The organism is Kitasatospora sp. NPDC058218 (assembly GCF_042882445.1).
Taxonomy (GTDB): Bacteria; Actinomycetota; Actinomycetes; order Streptomycetales; family Streptomycetaceae; genus Kitasatospora.
In genome coordinates this window covers 281-23,048 of the sequence record NZ_JBHVWC010000079.1, presented here as the reverse complement: position 1 = coordinate 23,048, position 22,768 = coordinate 281, and the positions used below count along the sequence as shown (strand labels likewise).

The 22,768-nt window shown below is 73.5% G+C and carries 1 protein-coding gene (only partly in view); it reads left to right on the top strand.

The features are described from left to right. Positions 1-22,768: the 3' portion of an EndoU domain-containing protein gene (locus tag ACFVYI_RS36665; RefSeq protein WP_387893661.1), read on the top strand. 13,184 nt of this gene lie to the left of the window's left edge; the window shows 22,768 of its 35,952 coding nt (coding positions 13,185-35,952); the start codon falls outside the window, past its left edge; its stop codon occupies positions 22,766-22,768.

Genomic DNA, 22,768 nt, shown 5'->3' with positions numbered 1-22,768 from the left:
CGCCGTCGCGGACCGGTCCGAGGCGGTGGACGTGCCGGTCGGCGGCCTGACGCTGACCGGCCGGCGTCACCTGCTCGACAGCGGCCAGGAGGCCGTCCGGTTCACCGTCAAGGTCCACCTGCAGTCGGAGCCCGGGACGGGGCCCGCGCGGTCGGCCGACGCCAGGCAGCACCTGCAGCGGCTGGCCGAGGACCACGCCCTCACCCTGGGCGACGGCCGACTGGTCACCGTGCGCCTGGAGTTCACCGACGACCCGGCCACCGCCCACCTGACCCGCACCGTTCACGCCGACACCGACCCGGTGCTCGCCGACCACCTGCCCGCGGAACTCACCTCCGGCGGGCCCGGTCTGGACCGTGCGGTGCGCCTGCTCGCCGAGCGGGCACCGCTGCGGGCCACCCCGGAGGACCTCCCGCTGCTCCACGTGCGCGAGCCCGGGCTGCCGGCGACGGACGAGCCGGCGCCCGCCCTGATCGACCGGCTCGGGACCAGGCTGGCCCGTGCGCGCGGCCTGTTCACCGAGCAGGCCTGGGACTCCCGTCGCGGCCTGCCCGAGGAGTGGACGGCGGACGAGGTCCGACTGGCCGCCGCCGAGACCTTCCGGGTCCAGGGCCACCGGCTCAACAACGATCAGCACGCGTTGGCGGCCGACCGGGTCGGCGAACCGGGCCCCGACGGCCGGGCGCCGCTGGTGCTGCGCGGTGAGTTCGCCGGGGTCCGGATCAACGTGCGCCACGAGAACGGGCTCATCACGGACGTCTGGGGCGAGCCGGGTCAGCGGTTCGGGCACCGGCTGTTCGACACGGTGCCGGAGCCGGTGCGGCTGCTGGCCACCGCCGACGTCCTGGAGCCGAAGGGCACGCGCTTCGAGGCCCGAAGGGTCGAACTGCCGGACGGCGACACCCAGACCATCGTGTCGGTGAAGCTGTACCTCAGGGCGCCGGCGGGGGCGGACCGGAACGCTCCGCCGTTCACCGACTGGCTGCCGGAGCTGCGGCGCCGCGCGGAGGAAGGGGTGAGCCGGGTCTACGACCGGGGGCAGCGGCTGCCCAACGGGGACCTGCTGAAGGTGGAGCTCCGGTTCGTCGACCGGCCGTCGGACGGCGCCTATCCGATCACGGCATGGCCGCGCCTGGACCGCCCGAACGCGGGCAACTGGCGGTTGGACGGCCAGTGGTACACCCATGCCCATGAGGTCGGCCATCTGATCGGCCTGGCCGACGAGTACCGCGAGGCGGCGAAGGGACCCAGGCCGGCGTACGCCGACGGCGGGCTGATGGGAAGCCGGAACCTCGACGCCTTCGGCCGCTACTCCTTCGACCGGGAGTACCGGACGCAGGAGGGCGAGATCCTCGGCGGCACCAACCAGTTGATGCCGCGCAACCTGACCGAGCTGGGCGAGGTGCTCGACCGGGCATTCGGGACCACCCCCCGGAAGCCGAAGGGGTTCGAGCCGCCGGAGCGGGCGATCTTCCCCGAGGCCGTGCGCCGGGCCGCGCTCTTCGACGGCCCGGACGGGCGGGGCGGCCATCTGACCCCGCCGGCGGCCTCCGACCGGCGCCGCCTGCCGTTGGCGCCGGGTGACCGCGGCATGCTCCTCGCACACCCCGACGAGGCGCCGGTCGGCCCCAACCGCAACGGCACGTTCCTCGCCGACGCCGGTGAGGCGCCGGGTACCCGGTCCGTGGACGACCTGGCCCTGCTGCGGCCCAGGCCGGTCCGGATGATGTTCCCCGAGCACTGGACGGCCGACATCGCGGTGTACGCGGCGCAGCAGGCGTACCTGCACGCGCGCCGGACCGGCAACATCACCGTTCCCGAGCCCGGCTCCGTCGCGCGGCACTGGGTCGGCGAGTACGGCGGTGTGCGGATCGAGGGGGAGACCGAGGGGCGCCACTTCGTCTCGTTCCGTCCCTCGCTCGACCAGAGCGGGCTCGACACGCCCGCCCACATACCGTGGAACTCGACGCACGGTCTGTTCGGGACCCGCGTCTCGGACGTCGTCCGCTACGGGGACCGGCAGACCCTCGGCGGTGCGCACCACGAGCCCGACCCGACGGTCGCCGCCCGCCACGGCCTCTGGATCGATCCGCCTGTGCGGACGAACAGCAACGGCACCTATCACTCGAGGGTCTGGTTCCTGGACGCGGCGGTCCGCCCGTCCAGCCCGCTGTCCCAGGCGCTGACCCGCTGGCACAGCCGCGAGGGCGGCGAGCCGAACACCTTCTATCCGAAGGACTGGACGTCCACCGATCTCCTCCGCGCGGTGGAACGGGCGGGCCTCTCGCCGGAGCACAGCTTCACGCGGGCGGACGGGAGCACCTACTGGGTCGGCTCCGCCTACGGGGTCCGGATCGAGGGCATCACCAGGAACGGGCAGCACGTCGCCCACCGCCCGGCCACCGAGCAGCACGTGTACGAGGGCTGGGAGGGCGCTGCCGAGGTCGCGCGCTCGACGGGGCGCCGGGAGCGGATCGCCGGGGACCCCGACCTCGATGTGCTCGTCCGGTGGGTCCGCTTCGACAACGCCCAGCACGGGGTCGAGTTCGTCGTCCCCGTCCATCTGGAGTTCGACGGGCTCGACGCGGGTGCGCAGGCCGCGCACAGGCAGCGGGTACAGGACGCCGCCGACGCGTACGCCCTGCGCCACCGGGGACCGGACGACCTCCTGACCAGGATCACCGTCGAATTCGTCGACTCGCCGGAGGGTGCGCACTCCAGCACCCGGATCACGTCGGCGAACCGGGCGGACGCCATCGAGCTGCCGGCGTTGCTGCCGGACTTCACCGCCTTGACCGGTACCGATCTCGCCGGCTGGGCGGGCACCTACGGCGCGAGGGAGCGGAGCCCGCAGTGGCTTCCCCTGGACGGTGGGCGGGTGCCGGAACTCGCCGAGCCCGGTAGCTCCGGGACAGGCCGTCGCCCGGCGACCGTGGGCAAGCTGACGCAGAGCCAGGAGACTTCGATCACGGGCGAGTTCGCCCCCACCTTCCGTCGACGCGAGGAACCCCTGGCGGGAGGGTGGACGGCCCGCGACGCCATGTTCGCGGTGGCGGCGGGGACACGGGCGGAGGAGCGACCGCACCCGGCCACCCCGGACGACCGGACGATCGGCGAGGTGCTGTTCCAGGGCGCCGTCCTGGTGTACGAGCGCCGGACGAGCGACGGGCTGATCGACGACGTGCGCGTGGTCGGCGACGGCCGGGCAGCCGCACTGCCGAATGCCCAGCAGCACGACTTCGACGGTCCCTCGGACCTGGAGGGCGGCGCCCTCCAGCCGGCCGGGGAGCTCCCGCTGACGGGGGACGCCCCGGCGGACCTCCCGCAGCACTCCGCGGCGGGCGACACGGACAACGGCCTGCTGTACAGCGGGACCACCGGGCCCACGGGTCCGGGCGCCGGCTCCGTCGCGGCGCACGCCCGTACCCTCCCCCGCCCCGGCGGGGTGTGGCACATCGCGCTGCAGGCGAACGGGTCGCCGACGGAGCCGGTACGGCCCAGCGCCTGGCCGGCTGCCGGGCACGCCCCTGACCACAACGGGGTCGTGCGGGTGTACGACTGGACGCCGGTCGACGGGGTCGAGCCGGGATCGCCGGATGCGGCGCTCCCGCAGAACCTGCGCCGGCGGGCGTCGGCCGCGGGGACGGGGGCGTACTACCCGCAGGACTGGACGGCGGAGACCACGTCGCTGCACGTTGACGAGGCCTTCAACCGCAGGTTCGTCACGCGTGAGCTCCCGGCCGGCTCGCTGCTCTGGGTCCAGGGGGCGGACCGATACCTCCAGGGGGTCGGCCCCGGCCCCCTCCACCACTGGGTCGGCGAGTCCGGCGGTGTGAGGATCGAGGGCATCACCCTGAACGGCGGGATCGTGCTGCACAGCCCGACCCTGGAGCAGCCGCACGCGCCGCACACCGGCTGGCCCGGGGAGGAGCACGTGGTCTACGTCGGCGAGGCCCAGCCGGTCGGCGTGGCCGACGGACCTCCGCTGGCCGTTCAGCGGGTGCTGTTCGACAGCGGCCAGGAAGGCCTGGAGATCACCGCCGAGTTCGAGCTGCAGCACCCCGGAGGCCTCGAACACCCCGAGGCCCAGGCGATGATGGAGCACCTGCAGGCTCTCGCCGACAGCTACGTCCAGAGCACCGCGCCCCGGTCGCCCGACGCCCCGCCGGTCCGGATACGGCTGGAGTTCGACGACGCTTCGCAGGGCCGGCCGCGCATCGACATGCCCGCCGACACCGTGACCGGCTTCGACGAGCTGGCGCCCCGACTGGTAGCGGAGGTGGAGCGGGTCGGGCTGGACGGTCTGCTGGAGCAACTCGCGGACGGAATGCCGCCGCTGGAGCCGTGGACCCGGCAGTTGGCCGTGTCGGACCAGGCGCCCCACGACGGCGACGGGACCGGTCAGGGCGACGCCTGGGTCCGCGGCGAGGAGGTCGATGTCACCGGGTCGTTCGCACGCGACCTGCCTGCCGACGCGGGCCGTGGGCTGCCGCAGGGCTGGCCGCGGGAGGCGAGGCAGTACGCCGCGGACTCGGTCCGGAGGAACGATCCGGGCACGCCCACCGCGGACGCCGTCGCCGGGGAGTCGGCTCCGGTGATCCACCGCGGCTCCTTCGGCGGCCTCCGGATCAACGTGCTGACGGAGGGCGGCCTGATCACCGACTTCTGGGGTGAGGCACACCACCGCAACGTCTCCGCCACCGAGGACCTGGGGGATCCCCTCACCACCGTGGGGCCGCCGACGGACGCCTTCGTCCGAGGGCTGGACTCCCGGGGCGGCCAGCGGTTCGAGATCCACCGGCGCGACCTGCCCGGAGGGGACCGCGAGTCCGTGCTGACGGTGCGGCTCCACCTGGACACCCGCCGCCTCACCCTGGAGGACCAGGGAATCCGCAGCGCGCTGGACGAGCTGAAGGCCCGGATGGCCGAGGGCGTCGATCAGACCTACAACCTCGGCCAGCGGCTGCCCAACGGCGATCTGCTGAGGGTCCGGGTCGTGCTCGTCGAAGGCGCGGGGGCGCCCGCTCAGACCGTGGCGATCCATCCCGGACTGGTGCGCGAGCACCACCGGAGCTGGCACCTGGGCACCTCCGCGCGGACCCTCGCGCACGAACTCGGGCACCACCTCGGGCTGTCGGACGAGTACGCCGAGGCGTCGCCCGTCGGGCGCCGAGCGGCGTACCCGGACGGCGGTCTGATGGGATCCCTGCAGACGGAGGCCGACGGAAGGCACTCGATCGGAGCGGACCACACGTCCCAGGGGCCGGGCCGCCTCACGACCGACGGCGTTCTGCAGCCGCGCAACCTCCGCCAACTGGGCGCGGGCATCGACCGGGCGCTCCGCGTGCCGGTCCAGGACCCCGTCCCCGGCGAGCGCTTCACGGCCGACGGGCTGCCGAGGCGGGTCAGGATCGACGGCGATGTCATCCGCACCGCGCTGTACGGCGGGGACGAACCGGGGGCCCGGGGCGGGCACCTGCTCCCGCCGCCGACCGCCGGTCGGGAGCGACCGGCGGTGGTGTCCGGTTCGCTGAGGCGCAACGGCACCTTCGATGTGGTGGGGGAGGCCGTCGAGCGGACGGTCCGGACCCACCCGCTGGCCGGTGACATCGAGGTGCCCGCGTCCGGGCCGGTGAACCGGAAGATGTTCCCGAGCCACTGGACGACGGACCAGGCCGTGTACGCGGCCGAGCAGGCCCATCTCGCCGCCCGCCGGGCGGGTGAGCACCAGTCGGACGGCACCCTGCCGGGCGGCGGCAACCCGCTCACGGCCCGCAGGCTGGAGGGCTACCAGCGCAGTCGGGTGACCGACGCCGGTGCCGCCCACGAGCAGCGGGCGGACGCCGCCTACCACTTCCTGGGCGAGTACGGCGGCGTGCGGATCGAGGGCGAGGTCCGGGGCGACCGGATCGTCTCGTTCCGGCCGTCCGCGTGGCAGGACGGCCTGGACGCGGCCGGGTACCTGCCGTTCCGCTCCTCCGGCACGTTCACCACCGCCGCCCACGGGTTCCAGCACTACGGGGACCGGCAGGGGCTCACCGGTGTCCACCACGCCCCGAACGGCGTGGCCGGCCGGTTCCACGGTGTCCGGGTCGACGAACCGCGGCACACGAACGCCAACGGCACCTACCGGGCGGACGTCTGGTACCTCGATCCCGCGGTGCACCCGGACTCACCCGAGGCCCGGATCCCCGCCAACTGGAAGCGCCGGCGGACCGGGACGGAAGGCCACACGCTCTACCCGCGGGAGTGGACCCGGAGCCAGGTCGAGGGCGCGGTGGCGGCGGCCTACCAGCGGCGCCCGCGGCCGCAGGGCCCGCCGCGGACCCCGGCCGACGGGCCGGAGCGCTGGACCTCCATCGCCGACGGCGTGATCATCGAGGGCATCACCACCCAGGACGGCCGGCACCTCGTGCACCGGCCGGCGGCCGTGCAGCCGTATCACCGGTGGAGCGACTCCGGCGTGGTCGGGCATTCCGCCGACCGGGCCGTGGCCCTCGCGCCGGAGCGCGGCCTGCTCGTCCGCCACGTGCGCTTCGACAGCTCCCAGACCGGCGTCGAGGTCGATGTCCCGGTCCACCTGCCCGAGGGCGTCGACACCCCGGAGAACCGGGCCGGACTGCAGGAGCGGACCGACGCGTACCTCAGCGAGGGCGCGGGCCCGTCGATGACCCGGCTGCGGCTGGTCTTCGTCGACGACCCGGCGCAGGCCCGATCGGTGGCCGGGGTCGACCCCGTGCTGTTCGTCATCGGGTCGGAGCAGCAGGCCGCCGCCACCGCGGACGGGAACGAGGCCGCCCGGATCCTCACGGAGGGGCGGCGCACCGCCCTGACCGTCCTGATGCCCGACATCATGAACACGGCGGACGGCGCCGGCCTCACCCTGCCGCAGCTCGTCCGGGCACTGGGCGGGGAGAGGCCGACCGCCCTGACCCCGGCCCCGGGGTACGTCCCCCCGCGGGTGCAGCCGCTGCGTGCGCCGGGCGTGCCCGGGACGGCGGAGCGTCCTGCATCCGCCGACCTGGTGGACATGGCGGCATCCTTCGCCGCGCGGGTGGACGCGGCGATGCCCCATCTCGTGGTGGAGGCGGGCGACGGCATGCCCGCCCACTGGACGGAGGCGCACCGCAGGAGCATCGCCTACCGCATCCTGGAGGACACCCGGGAGCGGGCCGTTCTGCAGGGCCAGGCGCACCTCCCCCTGCCGCCGATCATCCGGTACGACTTCCCGACCCATCGGGTGATGATCCACCAGGTCGGCGGTCTGATCGACAACTTCTGGGCCGAGCCGCACCCGGCCGCCGCCCAGCGGCCGGCGGGCCCGGCGGGGCCGCTCCACGCACCGCCGCGCACCGTGGACGTGGACACGTCGCCGGTGACCGAACCACGCACGGATCCCGACCTGCGGCCGACCGGCGGCGAGGACGCCTTCCCGGACAACCGGCTGCTCCTGGACGGCGACGCCGGGCCGGGGCCGTTCCACACCATGGCGACGCCTGCCCCCGGCGAGCCCGCCCCGGTCGCGAAGCCGCTCGGCCGCGAGGCCGGCGGGGTCTGGCAGCGGTTCCTGGCCGACGGCACGCCTTTCGAACCGGCGCGGCCCGGCGCGTGGCCGGCGACCGAGCACGCGGTGGACCACAACGGCGTGGTCCGCCTCCACGAGTGGACGCCGGTCGACGGGGTCGAACCGGGGTCACCGGAGGCGGCGTTCCCGTGGAACCTGCGCCGGCCGGCGGACGCTCCGGGCATCGGCGCGTACTACCCCCGGGACTGGACGCCGGAGATCACCGCGCAGCACGTCCGGGAGGCCTTCGCCAACCCCGTCCACCGCGAACAGGTGTCGGAGTCCGCGCTGTTCTGGGTCGACACGCCGAAGGGCCGGACGCTCATGCCGATGCCCGACGGCGCCGTCGCCCACTACTGGGTGGGCGAGGCGGGCGGGGTGCGGATCGAGGGCATCGCCCTGGACGGCGTGGTCCTGTTGCACAGCCCGACCCTGCGCCAGCCGTACCCGTCCTGGCCCGAGGGCCGCCACGTGGCCCACCTCGGCGAGCAGGCGCTGCTGTTCGACGACCCGTTCGGTACGCCGATGCGGCTCAGGCGGGTGCTGTTCGACAGCGGTCAGGTGGGCATCGAGGTCGCCGCCGAGATCCGGCTGGAGCGTCCTGCGGGTGCGGGCGACGAGCAGGTCGCCGCGACGCAGCGGCACCTGCAGGATCTGGCCGACCGCTTCATCGCGGAGAACACGACGCCCGAGGCCGGTCTGGTCAGGCTGCGCCTGGAGTTCGTCCCGGTGCCTGAGGAAGGCCTGTTCCGGGTCGGCGACCAGGAGCCGCAGTCGCTCCGGGAGCTGCTGCCGGACTTCGTGGACGAGGTGCACGGGTCGGGTCTCGCGGACCTGCGCCAGGGCTTCGAGCTCGACGCACCGGCACTGGACCGGGCCGACGTGACGGCGTTCCTGTCCCACGGCGCCACCACGCCGGATCACCTCGGGGCGGGCGACGCGCCGGGGCCCGCCGGCTGGGTGCACGGGCAGGCGGGGGACATCGGGGCCGAGTTCCACCCGTCCGTTCCCGGGACGGCGGGGCGCGGTCTGCCCGACAGCTGGACCGTCGAGGCCAAGCGGTACGCCGCGCACTGGGTCAGGGCGAACAGCGAGGGGGGCAGGGCCGCGCACGAGGCCGCCATCGTCACGACGCCCGGCACCGACGGGACGACGAGCACCGGCTACGGGGAGCCGGCTCCGACCCTCCACCGCGGCACGTTCGGCGGCCTGCGGGTCAACGTGCTGGTCGAGGGCGGGCTGATCACCGACTTCTGGGGTGAGCCGCAGGCGCGGAGCCAGCGGACCCTGCCCGACCTGGGGGAGCCGCTCGCCACGGTGGGGCCGCCCGCGGACGCCCGCAGGCGGGGGATCGGGGCGCAGGCGGTCCAGCGGTTCGAGGTCCACCGGGTCGAGCTGCCCGGCGGGGACCGCGAGACCGTCCTGACGGTACGGCTCCACCTGGACACCCGGGACCTGGACCTGCAGCAGCCGGTGACGCGGCGCGCGCTGGACGCGCTGAAGGAACGGATGGTGCAGGGCGTCGACCAGGCCTACAACCTCGGCCAGCGGCTGCCCAACGGCGATCTGCTGAGGGTCCGGACGGAACTCCTCGAAACCCCGGGGCCGCGCGCCCAGACCGTCATGATCGACGCCGCTCGCGGGCGCGAGAGCCACCGGCGCTGGAGCCTCGGCATCGAGGCGCACGTCCTCGCCCACGAACTCGGCCACCACCTCGGGCTCCCCGACGAGTACCGGGAAGCACGGCGCGACACGGGGCGGCGCGCGCTGTACCCCGACGGCGGGCTGATGGGATCCGACGGCATCGACGCCCGCGGCCGGTTCCAGCTGGACCAGGACCACTACGCGGGCGGGGAGTTCAAGGTCGCCGAGCGGCCCCTGCAGCCGCGCAACCTGCGCCAGCTGGGTTCGGCCATCGGCCACGTCCTCGGCGAGCCCTCGCCCGGCTTCCGGGCCGGCGGCCGGCAGGATCGCGTCGAGTTCACGGCCGAGGGCCTTCCGACCAGCGTCGAGCTCCGGGGCGACGTCATCCACCGCGCGCTGTTCGGCGATTCGGACGGGCAGGGCGGTCATCTGTTCCCGCGGGTCGGTTCGGACCGGCCCGGACCGGAGCGCGTGCCCGGGCCGGTGAACCGCAACGGCACGTTCGAGGTCCTGGAGCCGACCCCCCGGCGGGTGACGCACAGCGACCCCTCGGCCGGCGACGTCGAGTCCGGCCGCGGCCGGGCCAGGCGGATGATGTTCCCGAAGAACTGGACGTCGGAGCAGGCCGTGTACGCGGCCGAGCAGGCCCATCTGCACGCCCGGCGCGCCGGGACGATCGAGTGGAGCCGGGCGACGGCGCCGAGCAGTACGAACGAGCAGCCGCCGGACGTGACCTACCGCTGGGTCGGCGAGTACGCGGGGGTGCGGATCGAGGGCGAGGTGCGGGGCGGCCAGATCGTCTCGTTCCGTCCGTCGGACCGGCAGGAGGGGCTGGAGACGCCCGGGTACCTGCCGTGGCGTCCCGTGGACGCGGCGTTCACCCAGGCCACCGAGGACCTGGTGCGCTACGGCAACCGCCAGACCCTCGAAGGGGTCCACCACGAGGGCGACGTCCTCGCCGCGAGGTTCCACGGCGTGAACGTCGAGCAGCCGTCGAAGGTGAACCACAACGACACCTACCGGGCCGTCGTGTGGTACCTGGACCCCAAGGTGCACCCGGACTCCCCGGAGTCCTGGTTCACGTCCACCTGGCACGCGCGGCAGGACGGGCCCGCCCAGACGTTCTACCCCAAGCGCTGGACGCCCGCCCAGGTCGAGAACGTGGTGGAACTCGCCTACCGGAACCGGCGGCCGGACCAGGTGCAGATGCTGGACGCCCGGACGGAGTACTGGGTGGGCCAGGCCCACGACGTCTGGATCGAGGGGATCGTCCGGGACGGTCAGCACCTCGCGCACCGGCCGAGCACCGTTCAGCCGCACGAGCGCTGGAGCGCCGACGACGTGGCCCTGCGGTCCGGCGAGCAGGAGGTCCAGCTCGCACCGGGTCACCACCTCACGGCGGGCGTCCGCCACGTGGTCTTCGACAGCGGCCAGCCGGGCGTCGAGCTCACGGTCCCGGTCCACCCGGACATCGCCCTCGAACGGGGCGTGGACGTGGAGGAGTTCCGGGCCCGGTTGCAGGACGAGCTGGACGAGTACCTCCGTCAGGACTTCGAGGCCCCGCTGGTCCGGCTGCGGCTGGAGTTCACCGACGACCCGGCGCAGGCGCACCCCCGTTACGCGGACGACATCGTGGAGCTGCACCGGCAGGCGGAGGTCCGGGCCCGGTACGCCGACGACGCCGGCGACGCCGACGGGGCCCGTCAGGCCCGCGAGGACGGCCTGCGGGACATTCTGGACACCGTGGTGCCCGATGCCACGGCACTGGCGGGCCACGACCTCGCGGGGTACATCCACCGGCTGGGAGAGGCACACCCGGACGAACCCACGCAGTGGGTGCCCCCGCAGGCCTCGCCGCCCCCGCTGCGCCCGCCGGGTGAGCCCGGAACGGGCCCGCGACCGCGGACCGACGGGATGACGTCGCACTACGAGGTGCAGGTCGCGGCACACCTGGCCGGCGTCGACCCCACAGCGGGCCGGGGCATGCCCACCGCCTGGGCGGACGTCGACCGCAGGCACCTCGCGTACAGCGTCCTGGAGAGCGCTCAGGCGTCGCACCGGGCGGCGAACCAGGAGCTGCCCGAGGTCGTCCGGCAGCGCTTCACGTCGCTGGTGGTGAACGTCCGTCAGCAGGACGGGCTGATCACCGACTACTGGGCCGAGCCGACTCCCGCGGTCGGGCGGCAGGCGGGACCGGCAGCGCCGCTCCACACCCGGTCGCACACCCCGTCGCACACCGGGGACGAGCCCACGCCGGTGACCGAGGCACGCCCCGACCCCGACCTGGGGCCGACCTCCGAGCGACCGGTCGACCAGCCGGTCGGCCGGTCGCTCGGGGGCGAGGACGCCCACCCGGACACCCAGGTGCTCCTGGAGCCCGACGCCGAACCGAGGCTCCTTCACACCGCCTCGGCCGCGGGGGCGGGGTCCGCGGACGCGGCCGCCCTGCCACCCGCAGCGATCGGGCAGCCCGCCGGTGGGCTCTGGCACCAGCGCACCCCGGGCGGCGCGCCGCCCGAGCCGGTGCGGCCCAGTGCCTGGCCGGCCGCGAACCACACGGTGGACCACAACGGCGTCGTGCGCGTCCACGACTGGTCGCCGGTCGCGGGGGTCACACCCGGATCGGTGGAGGCGATCCTGCCCTGGAACCTGCGCCGCGCGGCCGACGCGCCGGGCAAGGAGGTGTACTACCCGCTGCACTGGACGGCGCAGATGACCGACCAGCGGGTCCAGGAGGCCTTCGCCAACAGGATCTACGCCGACCGCGAGACCCCCGGCACCCTGCACTGGGTCGAGACACCGCTGGGCCGCCACCTCCAACCACTGGGGACCGGCGAGATCCTGCGCTGGGTGGGCGAGGCGGGCGGTGTGCGGATCGAGGGCATCGCCGTGAACGGCCGGGTGCTCTTCCACAGCCCGACCCTGGACCAGCCGCACGCTCCCCACCCCGCCTGGTCGGAGAACCACGTCGCCCTCCGCGGCGAGGTCCACCGGGATCAGGGCGAGGACTACGGCATGCGGGTCGACGTCCAACGGGTGCTGTTCGACAGCGGCCAGGAGGGTGTGGAGCTCGTCATCGACATCCAGCTGATGCCCGGAGAGGCGAACGCCCAGCAGGTCACGCGGATGCAGGAGCACCTGCAGCAGCTCGTCGACGCCCACCTCCGCGACGCCCCGCGAGTGCCGGGCGCCTCCGGTCTGGTGCGGATGCGGCTGAACTTCGTCGCCGAATCCGTGGACGCGCCGCAGGTCGACGCCCACGAGACCATCAACTCCTTCGACGAGCTCTTCCCGGAACTCGGGGACGCGGTGCGCGTCTCCGGGCTGGACGTTCTGGTGCGCGAATTCACCGATGGCGTGGCGCCGTTGCCACCGGGAGCGCGACTGATGGCCGTGGCGCAGCGGTCGTCGGCCGGCGGCCCGGGTGACGCCACACCGGCCGGCGGCTGGGTGCACGGGGAGGCCGGGGACATCGCGCAGCGGTTCGCCCCGGTCCTCGCCGAGGGCGCCGGCCGCCGCCTGCCCGCGACGTGGCCGGACGACGTGAAGCGGTACGCCGCCCACTGGATCGTGACGCACCGCGACGGCGCGCCGGCCCACGAGGCCCCGGCCGGTGGACCCCCGGCTCCCGTGGTGCACCGCGGCAGCTTCGGCGACGTCCGGATGAACGTGCGCACCGAGAACGGCCGGATCACCGACTTCTGGGGCGAGCCGCTCGCCCGACGGGTCCTTGCCGACGAGCAGTTGGGGGAACCGCTGGCAACGGTGCGGCCGCCGACGGACGCCTTCGTCCGAGGGATGGAGGAACGCCGCGGCCAGCGCTTCGAGGTCCACCGGCGCGACCTGCCCGGAGGGGACCGCGAGACGGTCCTGACGGTCCGGCTCCACCTGAACACCAGCAAGCTGGACCTTCGGATCCCGGAGATCCAGGCGGCACTGGACGCGATGAAGGCGCGGATGACGGAAGGCGTCGACCAGGCGTACAACCTCGGTCAGCGGCTGCCCAACGGCGATCTGCTGCGGATCCGCGCCGTCCTCGTCGACAGCCCCGGGCCGCGTGCCCAGACCGTCGTGATCCACCCCGAGGCGATTCGCGAGCACCACCAGGGCTGGCACCTGGGCACTCCGGCGTTCGTCCTCGCGCACGAACTCGGCCACCACCTCGGGCTCCCCGACGAGTACCGCGAGGCGAAGCCCGGCGGGCGCCGCGCCCAGTACACGGACGGCGGCATGATGACCTCCCAGATCCTGATGCCCGACGGCCGCCTCGACCTCGACAACGACAACCGCTACTGGGGGCCGCCGGCCCTCGCGACCGACCAGGTCCTGCAGCCGCGCAACCTGCGGCAGCTGGGCACCGGGATCGACCGGGTGCTCGGCAGGCCCGAGGCGGGTTTCACGCCCGACGGGCTGCCGAAGCGGGTCACCCTGCGCGGCGAGGTCATCGAGACCGCGCTGCGCGGCAACCGGGAGGGCGAGGGCGGCCACCTGTACCCGTCGGTGCGTTCGGGCCGGCCCCGGCCGACCGAGGTGATGGGGTCGTTGAAGCCCAACGGCACCTTCGAGGTGGGGGCCGAGACCAGTCAGCGGGTGACGCACAGCGGCGCGGTCGCCGGCGACATCCACGAGCTCCGGCCCGGCCGGACGACCCGGACGATGTTCCCGAAGCACTGGACGACGGAGCAGGCCGTGTACGCGGCCGAGCAGGCGCACCTCGCCGCCCGGCGGGCGGGCGATGTCGCGCCGGTCGTCCCCGCGGCGGGCGCCGGGCTGCTCGACGGTCCGCGGGCCGGTGAGCACCCGCTGAGTGTTCGCCGGACGGTGGGCATCGAGCGGTCGGGCGAGGTGAGCTACCACTTCCTGGGCGAGTACGCCGGAGTGCGGATCGAGGGCGAGGTGCGGGGCGGGGAGATCGTCTCGTTCCGTCCCTCGACCTGGCAGGACGGGCTGGAGATGCCCGCGCACCTGCCGTGGCGCCGCACCGAGAGCGCGTTCGGCCAGTCGACCGAGGACCACGTCCGCTACGGCGACCGTCAGCAGCTCGACGGCGTGCACCACCAGCGGAACCCGGTGGCCGCCCGGTTCCACGGCGTGCGCGTCGACGAACCGTGGAAGGTGAACGACAACGGCACCTACCGGTCCTCGGTCTGGTTCCTCGACCCCAAGGTCCACCCGGACTCCCCGGAGGCCAGGTTCCCGGAGTCCTGGCACCGGCGCGCCGACTGGCAGGCACACACGCTGTACCCCGCGACCTGGACGCCCGCCAGGGTCGAGCAGGCCGTGGCGCACGCGTACGCGAACGCGTCCCTGAGGACCCCGCCCGGTGTCCGGCCCGAGCGCTGGTTCGGCATGGCCGACGGTGTCCAGATCGAGGGGATCACCCTGGACGGCCACCACCTCACGCACCGCCCGACCACCGTCCAACCGCACCAGCGGTGGAGCGTCGGCGACGTGGTCGCCGAGTCCCGGCCCCGGGCGGGGCAGCTCGCCCCGGGGGTGCCCGCGGCGGTCCGTCAGGTGCGCTTCGACAGCAACCAGGTCGGCGTCGAACTCGCGCTCAACGTCCACCTCGGCGCCGGGGACTCGGCCCCCGCCCGGGCCGACCTGCAGCGCCGGGTGGACGAGTACCTCGGCCGCAGCGCCGGGCCGTCGCTGGTCCGGCTGAGGCTGAACTTCACCACCGACCCGGCGCAGGCCCTGCGCACCACCGGCCACGACGCCGTCGGCATGCTCGCGGCGGGGGACCACCAGGCCCGTCAGGCGGACCCTCGGCAGGCGGGCGCGATCCGCGACATCGCCCTCGGGAGGGCGCTCGACATCCTGCTGCCCGACGTCCGGGCGATGGCCAACGGCGACCTCCCCGGATTCATCCGCCGGCTGGCGGACCCGAACCCCGGCCAGGAGCACCCGGTGCCTCCCACGACCCCGCCGACGCCTCCGCTGCGGGCGCCGGGAGAGCCCGGGACGGGCGACCGGCCGCGAGCCCTCACCGACATGACGGCGCACTACACGCCGAAGGTGGACGCGGCCATGCCCCACCTCGCCGCCGACGCGGGCCGGGGAATGCCCGACACCTGGTCGGCGCCGCACCGTCGGAGCATCGCCTTCCACCTGCTGGAGAACGCGCAGAACCAGCTCGCCCGGACGAGGCTCCAGACACCCGGCGCGGAGCTGCGGACGGTCATCGGACACGAGTTCCCGACCCACCGGGTGTTCATCCGCCAGCAGAACGGGCTGATCACCGACTTCTGGGCCAGGCCCGTGACGCAGGAGGGCGCCGCGACCACGCACCCCGTCCTGCAGCACACCATGGGCCTGGAGGGGGCGGACGGCGCCCCGTCGTCGAGCCATCGGCCCGACGCCGTCGAGGAGTTCGAACCGGTCGGCCCCCGGGTGGAGGTGGCGGGCGACGGTCTCTGCCTGCTGCGCGCGGTCGCCGTGAGCGCGCCCGACCTGGTCGCGCAGTGGTCCACCGACCCGATCGGGAGCATGCGGCGTCATGTCGAGGACCACTACCGGCGGATGGACCCGGCGCAGCTCCCGCGAGAGGTCGTGCGGGCTCTTCGCTGGCAGCAGCTCGGCAGGCTGCACGAGTTGAGCGTGGACCAACTGCTCGCCTACGTCCCGGCCGAGGACCGGAGCGCGTTCAGGGGGATGACCCGCCGGGAGTTGGAGCCCATCGTCGCGCAGTTCATCACCGATTCCTCCGCGCCGGGGTTGCCCCACGAGCGAGAGGCGCTGCTCCAAACCATCCAGAACTGGCGAGCCCGATGGTCGTCGGCGGCGGGAGAGATGCTCGCGCCGGCGCTCGCCCATGCGCTGGGCCTCAGCCTCCGGGTGATGAACCACGACGGCGTCCGCAACTTCGACGGGTACGGGCCGGCGGACGGGCGACGGGTCGCGGTCTACTACGACGGCCGCAGGTGGCACTACGACGGCAGCGAGCCGATCGAGCCGCCCGTGGTCGTGGAGCGGACCTCGGGAGGGGAGTCGTCGCAGCCGAAGCCCGACTCGTCGGCGGCTCGCAGGCTCGCCGAGGAGCAGGAGGCTGCACGGAAGCTGGCCGAGGAGGAGGCGGCTGCGCTCAAGCTCGCTGAGGAGCAGGAGGCCGCGCGGAAGCTGGCTGAGGAGGAGGCGGCTGCGCGGAAGCTGGCTGAGGAGGAGGCGGCTGCGCGGAAGCTGGCTGAGGAGGAGGCGGCTGCGCTCAAGCTCGCTGAGGAGCAGGAGGCCGCGCGGAAGCTGGCTGAGGAGCGGGAGGCTGCCCGCAAGCTCGCCGAGGAGCAGGAGGCCGCGCGGAAGCTGGCTGAGGAGCGGGAGGCTGCCCGCAAGCTCGCCGAGGAGCAGGAGGCCGCGCGTAGGCTTGTGGAGGAGCAGGAGGCCTCCCGCAGGCTCGCGGAGGAGCAGGACGCGGCGCGCAAGCTCGCCGAGGAGCAGGAGCGGCTCCCGTCAGAGGTCCTGGCGCCGGTGCCGGTCACTGGCGAGGACAGTCTCAGCCTTCTGGAATCGGTCGCGGGCACCGCGCCGCAGATGGTTCGGCGCATCCTCGGCTACGCGCCGGCACAGCTGCTTCCGGACCGGTTGGCGACGCTCGTGCGGGAGGCCGTCGCGGAGTACGTGCACACCGAGGACCGGGAGCTGCCGCGTCAGATCAGGGACCTGGTCGACATCGGCCGCTGGTCGGATCTGAGCCCCGGACTGCAGCAGAGGGTCGCCCTGAACCGGCTGAGGGACATGGTCGACGACTGGGCGGTCACGGCGGCCGGCCCGGACGCGGCCGTGCTGCCGGCCGTGCTGGCGCACGCGCTCAGGATCCGGCTCCAGGTGATGCGGGACGGCGCCGGTGGACCGGAGCTGGTCGCGGAGCTCGGGCCGAGGGACGGCGAGGTCGTGTCGGTCTACCAGCGCGACGGCAGCCGCTACGACGCCAGTACGTCCGTCCCCCGGGAGCCCCGGGTGCCCGAGTCGGAGGGGTCGAAGCAGTCGGAGGTGCCTAGGCGCAACGCGTCGGAGCACTCCGAGGAGTCGGAGGGATCGAAGCGGGACGACCAGTCCGAGGCCCACGACTCGAACGAGGAGTGGTCGAACTGGGACGGCTCGCGGTCCGAGCGGTCCGAGCGGTCCGACCTGGACGAGAGCGACTCCCGCCAGGGTGACATGTCGTCGGAGAACCGGCCGACGGACCAGAACCACGAGGAGTCGGCCGACAACCACCAGGAGTCGGCCGAGAACCGCAACGAGTCGGCCGAGAACCAAGCTGACCTGCCGAAGGAGATCGTCGAGGAGCCGTTGCCGCTCCAGGAGCCGGCGGAGCCCCCGGTGCCGGTGGGCCCCGCCAAGGGCGGGCACATCGCGGGCGGGGACCTCCTGATCGGTCTGACCGACAACGAGGCGGGGGTGCGGACCAAGGTCATCGCCGTGATCAAGCGGATCATGAAGGGTGACGAGGCGGCCGCCCGGACCTTCGCCGACGCCTACTTCGGTCCGGCGACGCTGCGCCCGATGCTCGCCGCGCTCTCCCGGGGTGAGGTCTGGGTGGCTCCCTTCGAGGGCAACGGCTGGAGCGGGAGCATCGCGCTGCGCGCCGCGGTCGAGAAGTCGACGTTCCTGCGCACGGAGAAGATCGAGGTCGAGAACGGTTCCGACCGGTCGGTCATGACCGGGACGCGTGGTGACGTGCGCTGGCAGTACAACGTCGGTCTCCAGGCGAAGCATTCGAACAGCACCGGCGACCTGGCCGAGCTCGCCGGCTACTACCACGACCGCGGCCACGGCGAGGTCAGTCTGGACAGCGGGGGGATGGTGGCGCGTTCGAAGACCTCCGCACCCGCCGACGTGTTCGACACGAAGATCAGCCTGGAGGTCGACTACGGCAAGCTCCGGCACGAGGGTGCCACGGTGCGCAGCGAGGAGGGCCACACCAGGGAGAACGTGGAGGTCGGTGTGACCGTGGCCGTCCCGGTGCGCACTCCGATGGCGCCGGGCACGCCGGAGCAGATACCTCCGCAGCGTCTCCGGGACGGTCGCGTCGGCGGCCAGGACATCGTGCTCGACCTCTCGCCCCGGGGTGAGCGCAAGGGCAGGCGGCCGGTGGCGGTGCTGCTGGACCAGGTGGAGCAGTCGCTGCTGAAGCCGCTGGAGGAGTCCCGGCAGGAGCCCGCGGAGGGGGCGCAGCCGGAGTCGGCGGAGGTCGCGGCCAGGAGGCTGGAACAGGAGGAGGCGGCTCGGAAGGAGGCCGCCGCCCACTGGCCCGAGCTGCGGCGGAAGATCCTGGCCGAGGTCGACTTCGCCCGTCTCCAGCGGGACTTGAAGAGCATGACGGCGGGCGAACCGGTCACGGTCGTGCTGACCGACCGCAAGGGCCGGACGATCGCCGCGGCCGAGATCACCGCCAGGGTCGGCGGCCTGCATCAGATCGGCGCCACCAAGGACACCGAGTTCAACATCGGTACCACCGTCCAGCAGGTGCGCAGCAGTCTGAAGAACCGTGGCCACGCGGGCCAGCTGCCGATCGTGCCCACCTTCGGCCCGAAGCTCGACGGTCCCGTGGCCGGCGCCGGTGCCACCGGGCGGCTGGGATCGGAGTCCGTCGAGGTCTCGGGACAGAGTCGGGTGTCCCAGCTCACCAGCAAGTCCAAGGTGGACGGCGTGATCTACGACGGCAGCGTCGAGTTCCAGCTGACCTTCAAGGACATGACCACGCGGTATGCGGCGGGCGACGCCAACGTCCGGATCCTCGTCGAGAAGGCGGACACCAAGACGCCGGAGCCGGTGCCGGATTCGGCCGACGGGTCCCAGCAGGTCGAAGCGCCGCCGACGTTCAAGGTCGTCAGGCCGCCGGACAGCGTCTGGCCCCCCAAGACCGAAAAGGACGGGGCGAGCAGGACCGGGACGGACACCGACCAGCCCGTCCAGTACGGACTGGGCGAGTCCGTCGTCCTGCGTGACCTGGAGAGCACCACCGAGCTGCGTCAGGCGGTGGACAAGGCGGGTGCGGCGAAGTTCTCGGACGGGTGGAAGGCGGCCAGGGAGGAGGTCATGCACCTGCTCAGCCAGCCGAAGCTGGCGTCCAGGCTCACCGCGATGACCCGGGGCGAGCCGCTGGAGCTGAAGCTGCACGGCAAGGACGGCATCGTGGTCACCGCCTTCGCGAGGGTCGAGAGGATGACCCTGGTGCGGGAGGACGGCGGCGCCGAGCTCAACCCGGTGAACGAGACGAGCACGTTCGCCGCCGAGCGCCGGCTGCGCGCGCGCACCTTCGCGGCCCAGGGGCAGCTCGGTGGCAGCGGCGCGAGGGAGGCGCTGGGCGGCGAGGGCGTCCTCACCGGCAGCAGCCAGCAGCGGGACCGCTTCGCCTGGCGCGGCCGTGAGGCCGACCGGGTGTACGCCAACGGCAAGTACCCGGCGGGGCAGACCATCTACCGTGCCGAGCTGAGGGTGGACATCCACCTGGGCAAGGTCGGCGACGAGCCCGACGTCTCGGCACCCGTGCACGTCGAGGTGGGCCTGGAGTCCCGGGATACGCTCGACGAGGGGACGTCCGCCACGCAGACCGTCTTCGACGGGCCCAAGCCGATCGACATCGATGCCGGCGACGGCGGGACGATCAGCAGTGCGAGCGGCAGCAGCCGGGGGAGCAACGGCCACGTCGCGGAGAACTCGACCAGCTCGCACCGGAGCGAGGACCAGAGCGACCGGTACCGGGCGCCGCGCCGGATGCGGGAGGACCACCAGCTGAACGCCTCCTACGTCGTCCACGGTCTGACTGACGCGGGCAAGGTGCGCACCACCATCGAGGAGGCCGTGCGGTCCAAGTACGGGGAGCCGTCCGACGAGGTGAAGCAGCGGATCGGCGAGACCTTCGACCGGGTCGCGCTCCGGACCCAGCTCTCCCAGCTCACCCGGGGCGGGAAGATCACCGAGACCGTCGCCGGCCGGCTGTGGAGCGCCGAGATCACCGTCACGGCCAAGCTGGGAGACGCCACGTACCAGTCCACGGCGGGCAAGTACGAGTTCGAGTCCGGCACCCAGACGTCGAGCGGCCAGGGCTACGCGCGCGACCGCCTCAACCGCCACCAGGGCGGGATCCTGGGCAAGTTCAAGTCCAAGTTCATCGATGTCACCGGCGGTTACACCTACCGGCTGGACCGTACCTACGGCGATGCCACGGACACCGTCGGATCGGTCTCGAACCGGGGCAAGCACACCGAGGCGGCCGCGATCTTCGACGTCAAGGCGAACTACGACGTCGAGGTCAGGTACAAGTGGCTGAACGTGCACGACGGCTCGTACTCCGACCAGGTGACGGCGACCGCGCGGGTGGCCGTACCGCTGCGTGACGCGGAACCCATGCACGCGGCGACGGAGCGGACCACCGAGAAGCAGCCCTCGGGCTTCCTGGACGGCCGCCGGCTGGACTCCTCGGCGATCGTCGCCGATGTCTTCGCCGCCCGCGAGCCCGCCCGGGCGCCCGGCGCAGAAGCGGTCGAGCAGCCGGCCGGGAAGCAGCCCAAGCCCAAGCACGCGCTGGGCGAGTCGATCCTGGACCAGCTGGAGTCGAAGCCCTGGCCGCGTCCGGACCGGAAGCCGGCGACGACGCAGGGGCCGGAGCAGTCGGGGAACAATCCCTTCAAGAGCGACTGGGACGGCCTCCGGCGCAAGCTGGTGGAGGAGCTCACCCCGGACAAGCTGCAGGCCAGGCTCAAGGCCATGACGGCCGGTGACGAGATCGTCGTGCGGCACGGGCGGACCACCGTGCGCGTCAGCGCCGTGCTCGGCGACCGGATGGTCCACCTGGGCGAGTCCGGGGTCACCGAGTTCAACGCCGGTACCCAGGTGCAGCGCACCTTCGCCAGCTCCGACGGCGTCACCAACTTCGGCGCCGGCCAGGGCCACAACGTCACCGCCGGGGTGGTGGGCACCGTCCCGGTGGCGGGGTTCGTCCCGGTGACGGTCGGGCTGGCGGGCAACTTCGGCTGGGGCAAGGACCACATGGACCTCCTGAGCCGGAGCAACGCGGCCGGTTCCGCCACCAAGGCCAAGGTGGCGGGAAGCGCCTTCGAGGGCGAGGCGGAGCTGCAGTTCGAGATCACCCGGCGGCCGCTGTTCGGGGCCTCCGTGAGCATGATGCGCACCGCGCGGATCGGCTTCGAGACCATCGTCGAGTCGAGTGAGACCCGGCCGGTGCCCCCGCCGAGGGAGGGCGCCGCGCCCAACACGGGGATCAAGCCGACCCGGACCCTGCCGGCCGAGCCTCCGGCGTCGGTCACCGTCCCGGTCCCGCCGGAGCGGGTCTGGACGACCGGGCTGCGCGACACCGATGTGCTGCGCTGGCTCGGCGATGTCGGAGGCGTTCAGGACCTGGTGCGGCTGCGCGGGCGGAAGTACTTCGGCGCGGGGACGTGGCGCCGGATCGGCCACCTGGTCGGCAACATCACCTCGCACAGCCATCTCTCGGCGCTGTTCGGTACCGCGAGCCAGGGCATGGAGATCGCCACGGCGACCCCGGGGCGGTGGCTGCTGGGCCAGGACAAGGGCGTGGAGGTCCGGGTGAAGCTCGTCGAGCTGCGGCACCGGGAGAACGACAAGGCCGTCGAGCTCAGCCCGTCGAACGGGACCTCCTTCGGCTCCGTGCTGACCGAGCTGTCCGCGAAGCAGGCGGGCATCCAGGGCCAGGCCGGCGTCAAGATCCCCGGCGACACCACCAACTCCCCGGGCATCACCGGCGGAGCCCAGCGGGTGTGGCGCGACGGCGGCATGCTGGGCGACACGGGCCAGGTGATCTCGAACGGCAAGTTCCCGACCCCGATGGCCCGCTACGCCGGGGCCGCCGAGATCGAGGTGACGTTCTTCGACGGGAAGCGCGAACGCGTCACCGAGAAGGGGGTCGTCCCGTTCACGGTCGACATTCCGCTGGCGCAGACGGTCGAGCGGAACGCGCCGGGCGACACCTACCCCACCTTCAGCAGGGACCAGCAGGGTGGCGAGCTGCGCTTCGCCGAGAGTCCGACGGCGCTGCGCGAGATCCACCTGGCCCTGGAGACTCCGGGGGCGAGGCGGGAGGACGGAAATCCGAGCCGCCAGGGCGACTTGACGCAGCCCCAGATGGACCAGCTCCTGGGGACCTTCCGGGTCGGGCGGACGGCCTACGACGGGGCGTTCACGAGCACGACCGAGGAGGGGCTCCAGCACATCCGTGCGACCCACCGGTTGGTCGAGCTGGCCGGCGGCTCCTCGACCGCCGCGGCCCGCCTGGTGCGGGAACTGCTCCAGTGGCCGCCCCAGGCGCCGCTGCGGGCCGAGGTGCTGCGGAAGGTGATCGGATTCATCGAGGAGCGGACCGAGCACGGGGGCACCGTCACGCTCGCCGACCTCAGGGCCTGGGCCGCACAGGAGCAGGAGCCGGTTCCCCCGGTCGTGCCGGTTCCGCCGGTGGAACCGGGGCCGGTGCAGGCACCGGTGGAACCGGCACCGGTCAGGCCGGGCCCGGACGTGGCACCGAATCTGGTGGACGAGATGGGGCCGTCGCTGGCGGACGACATCTTCCGGGCGTTGAACGGGTAG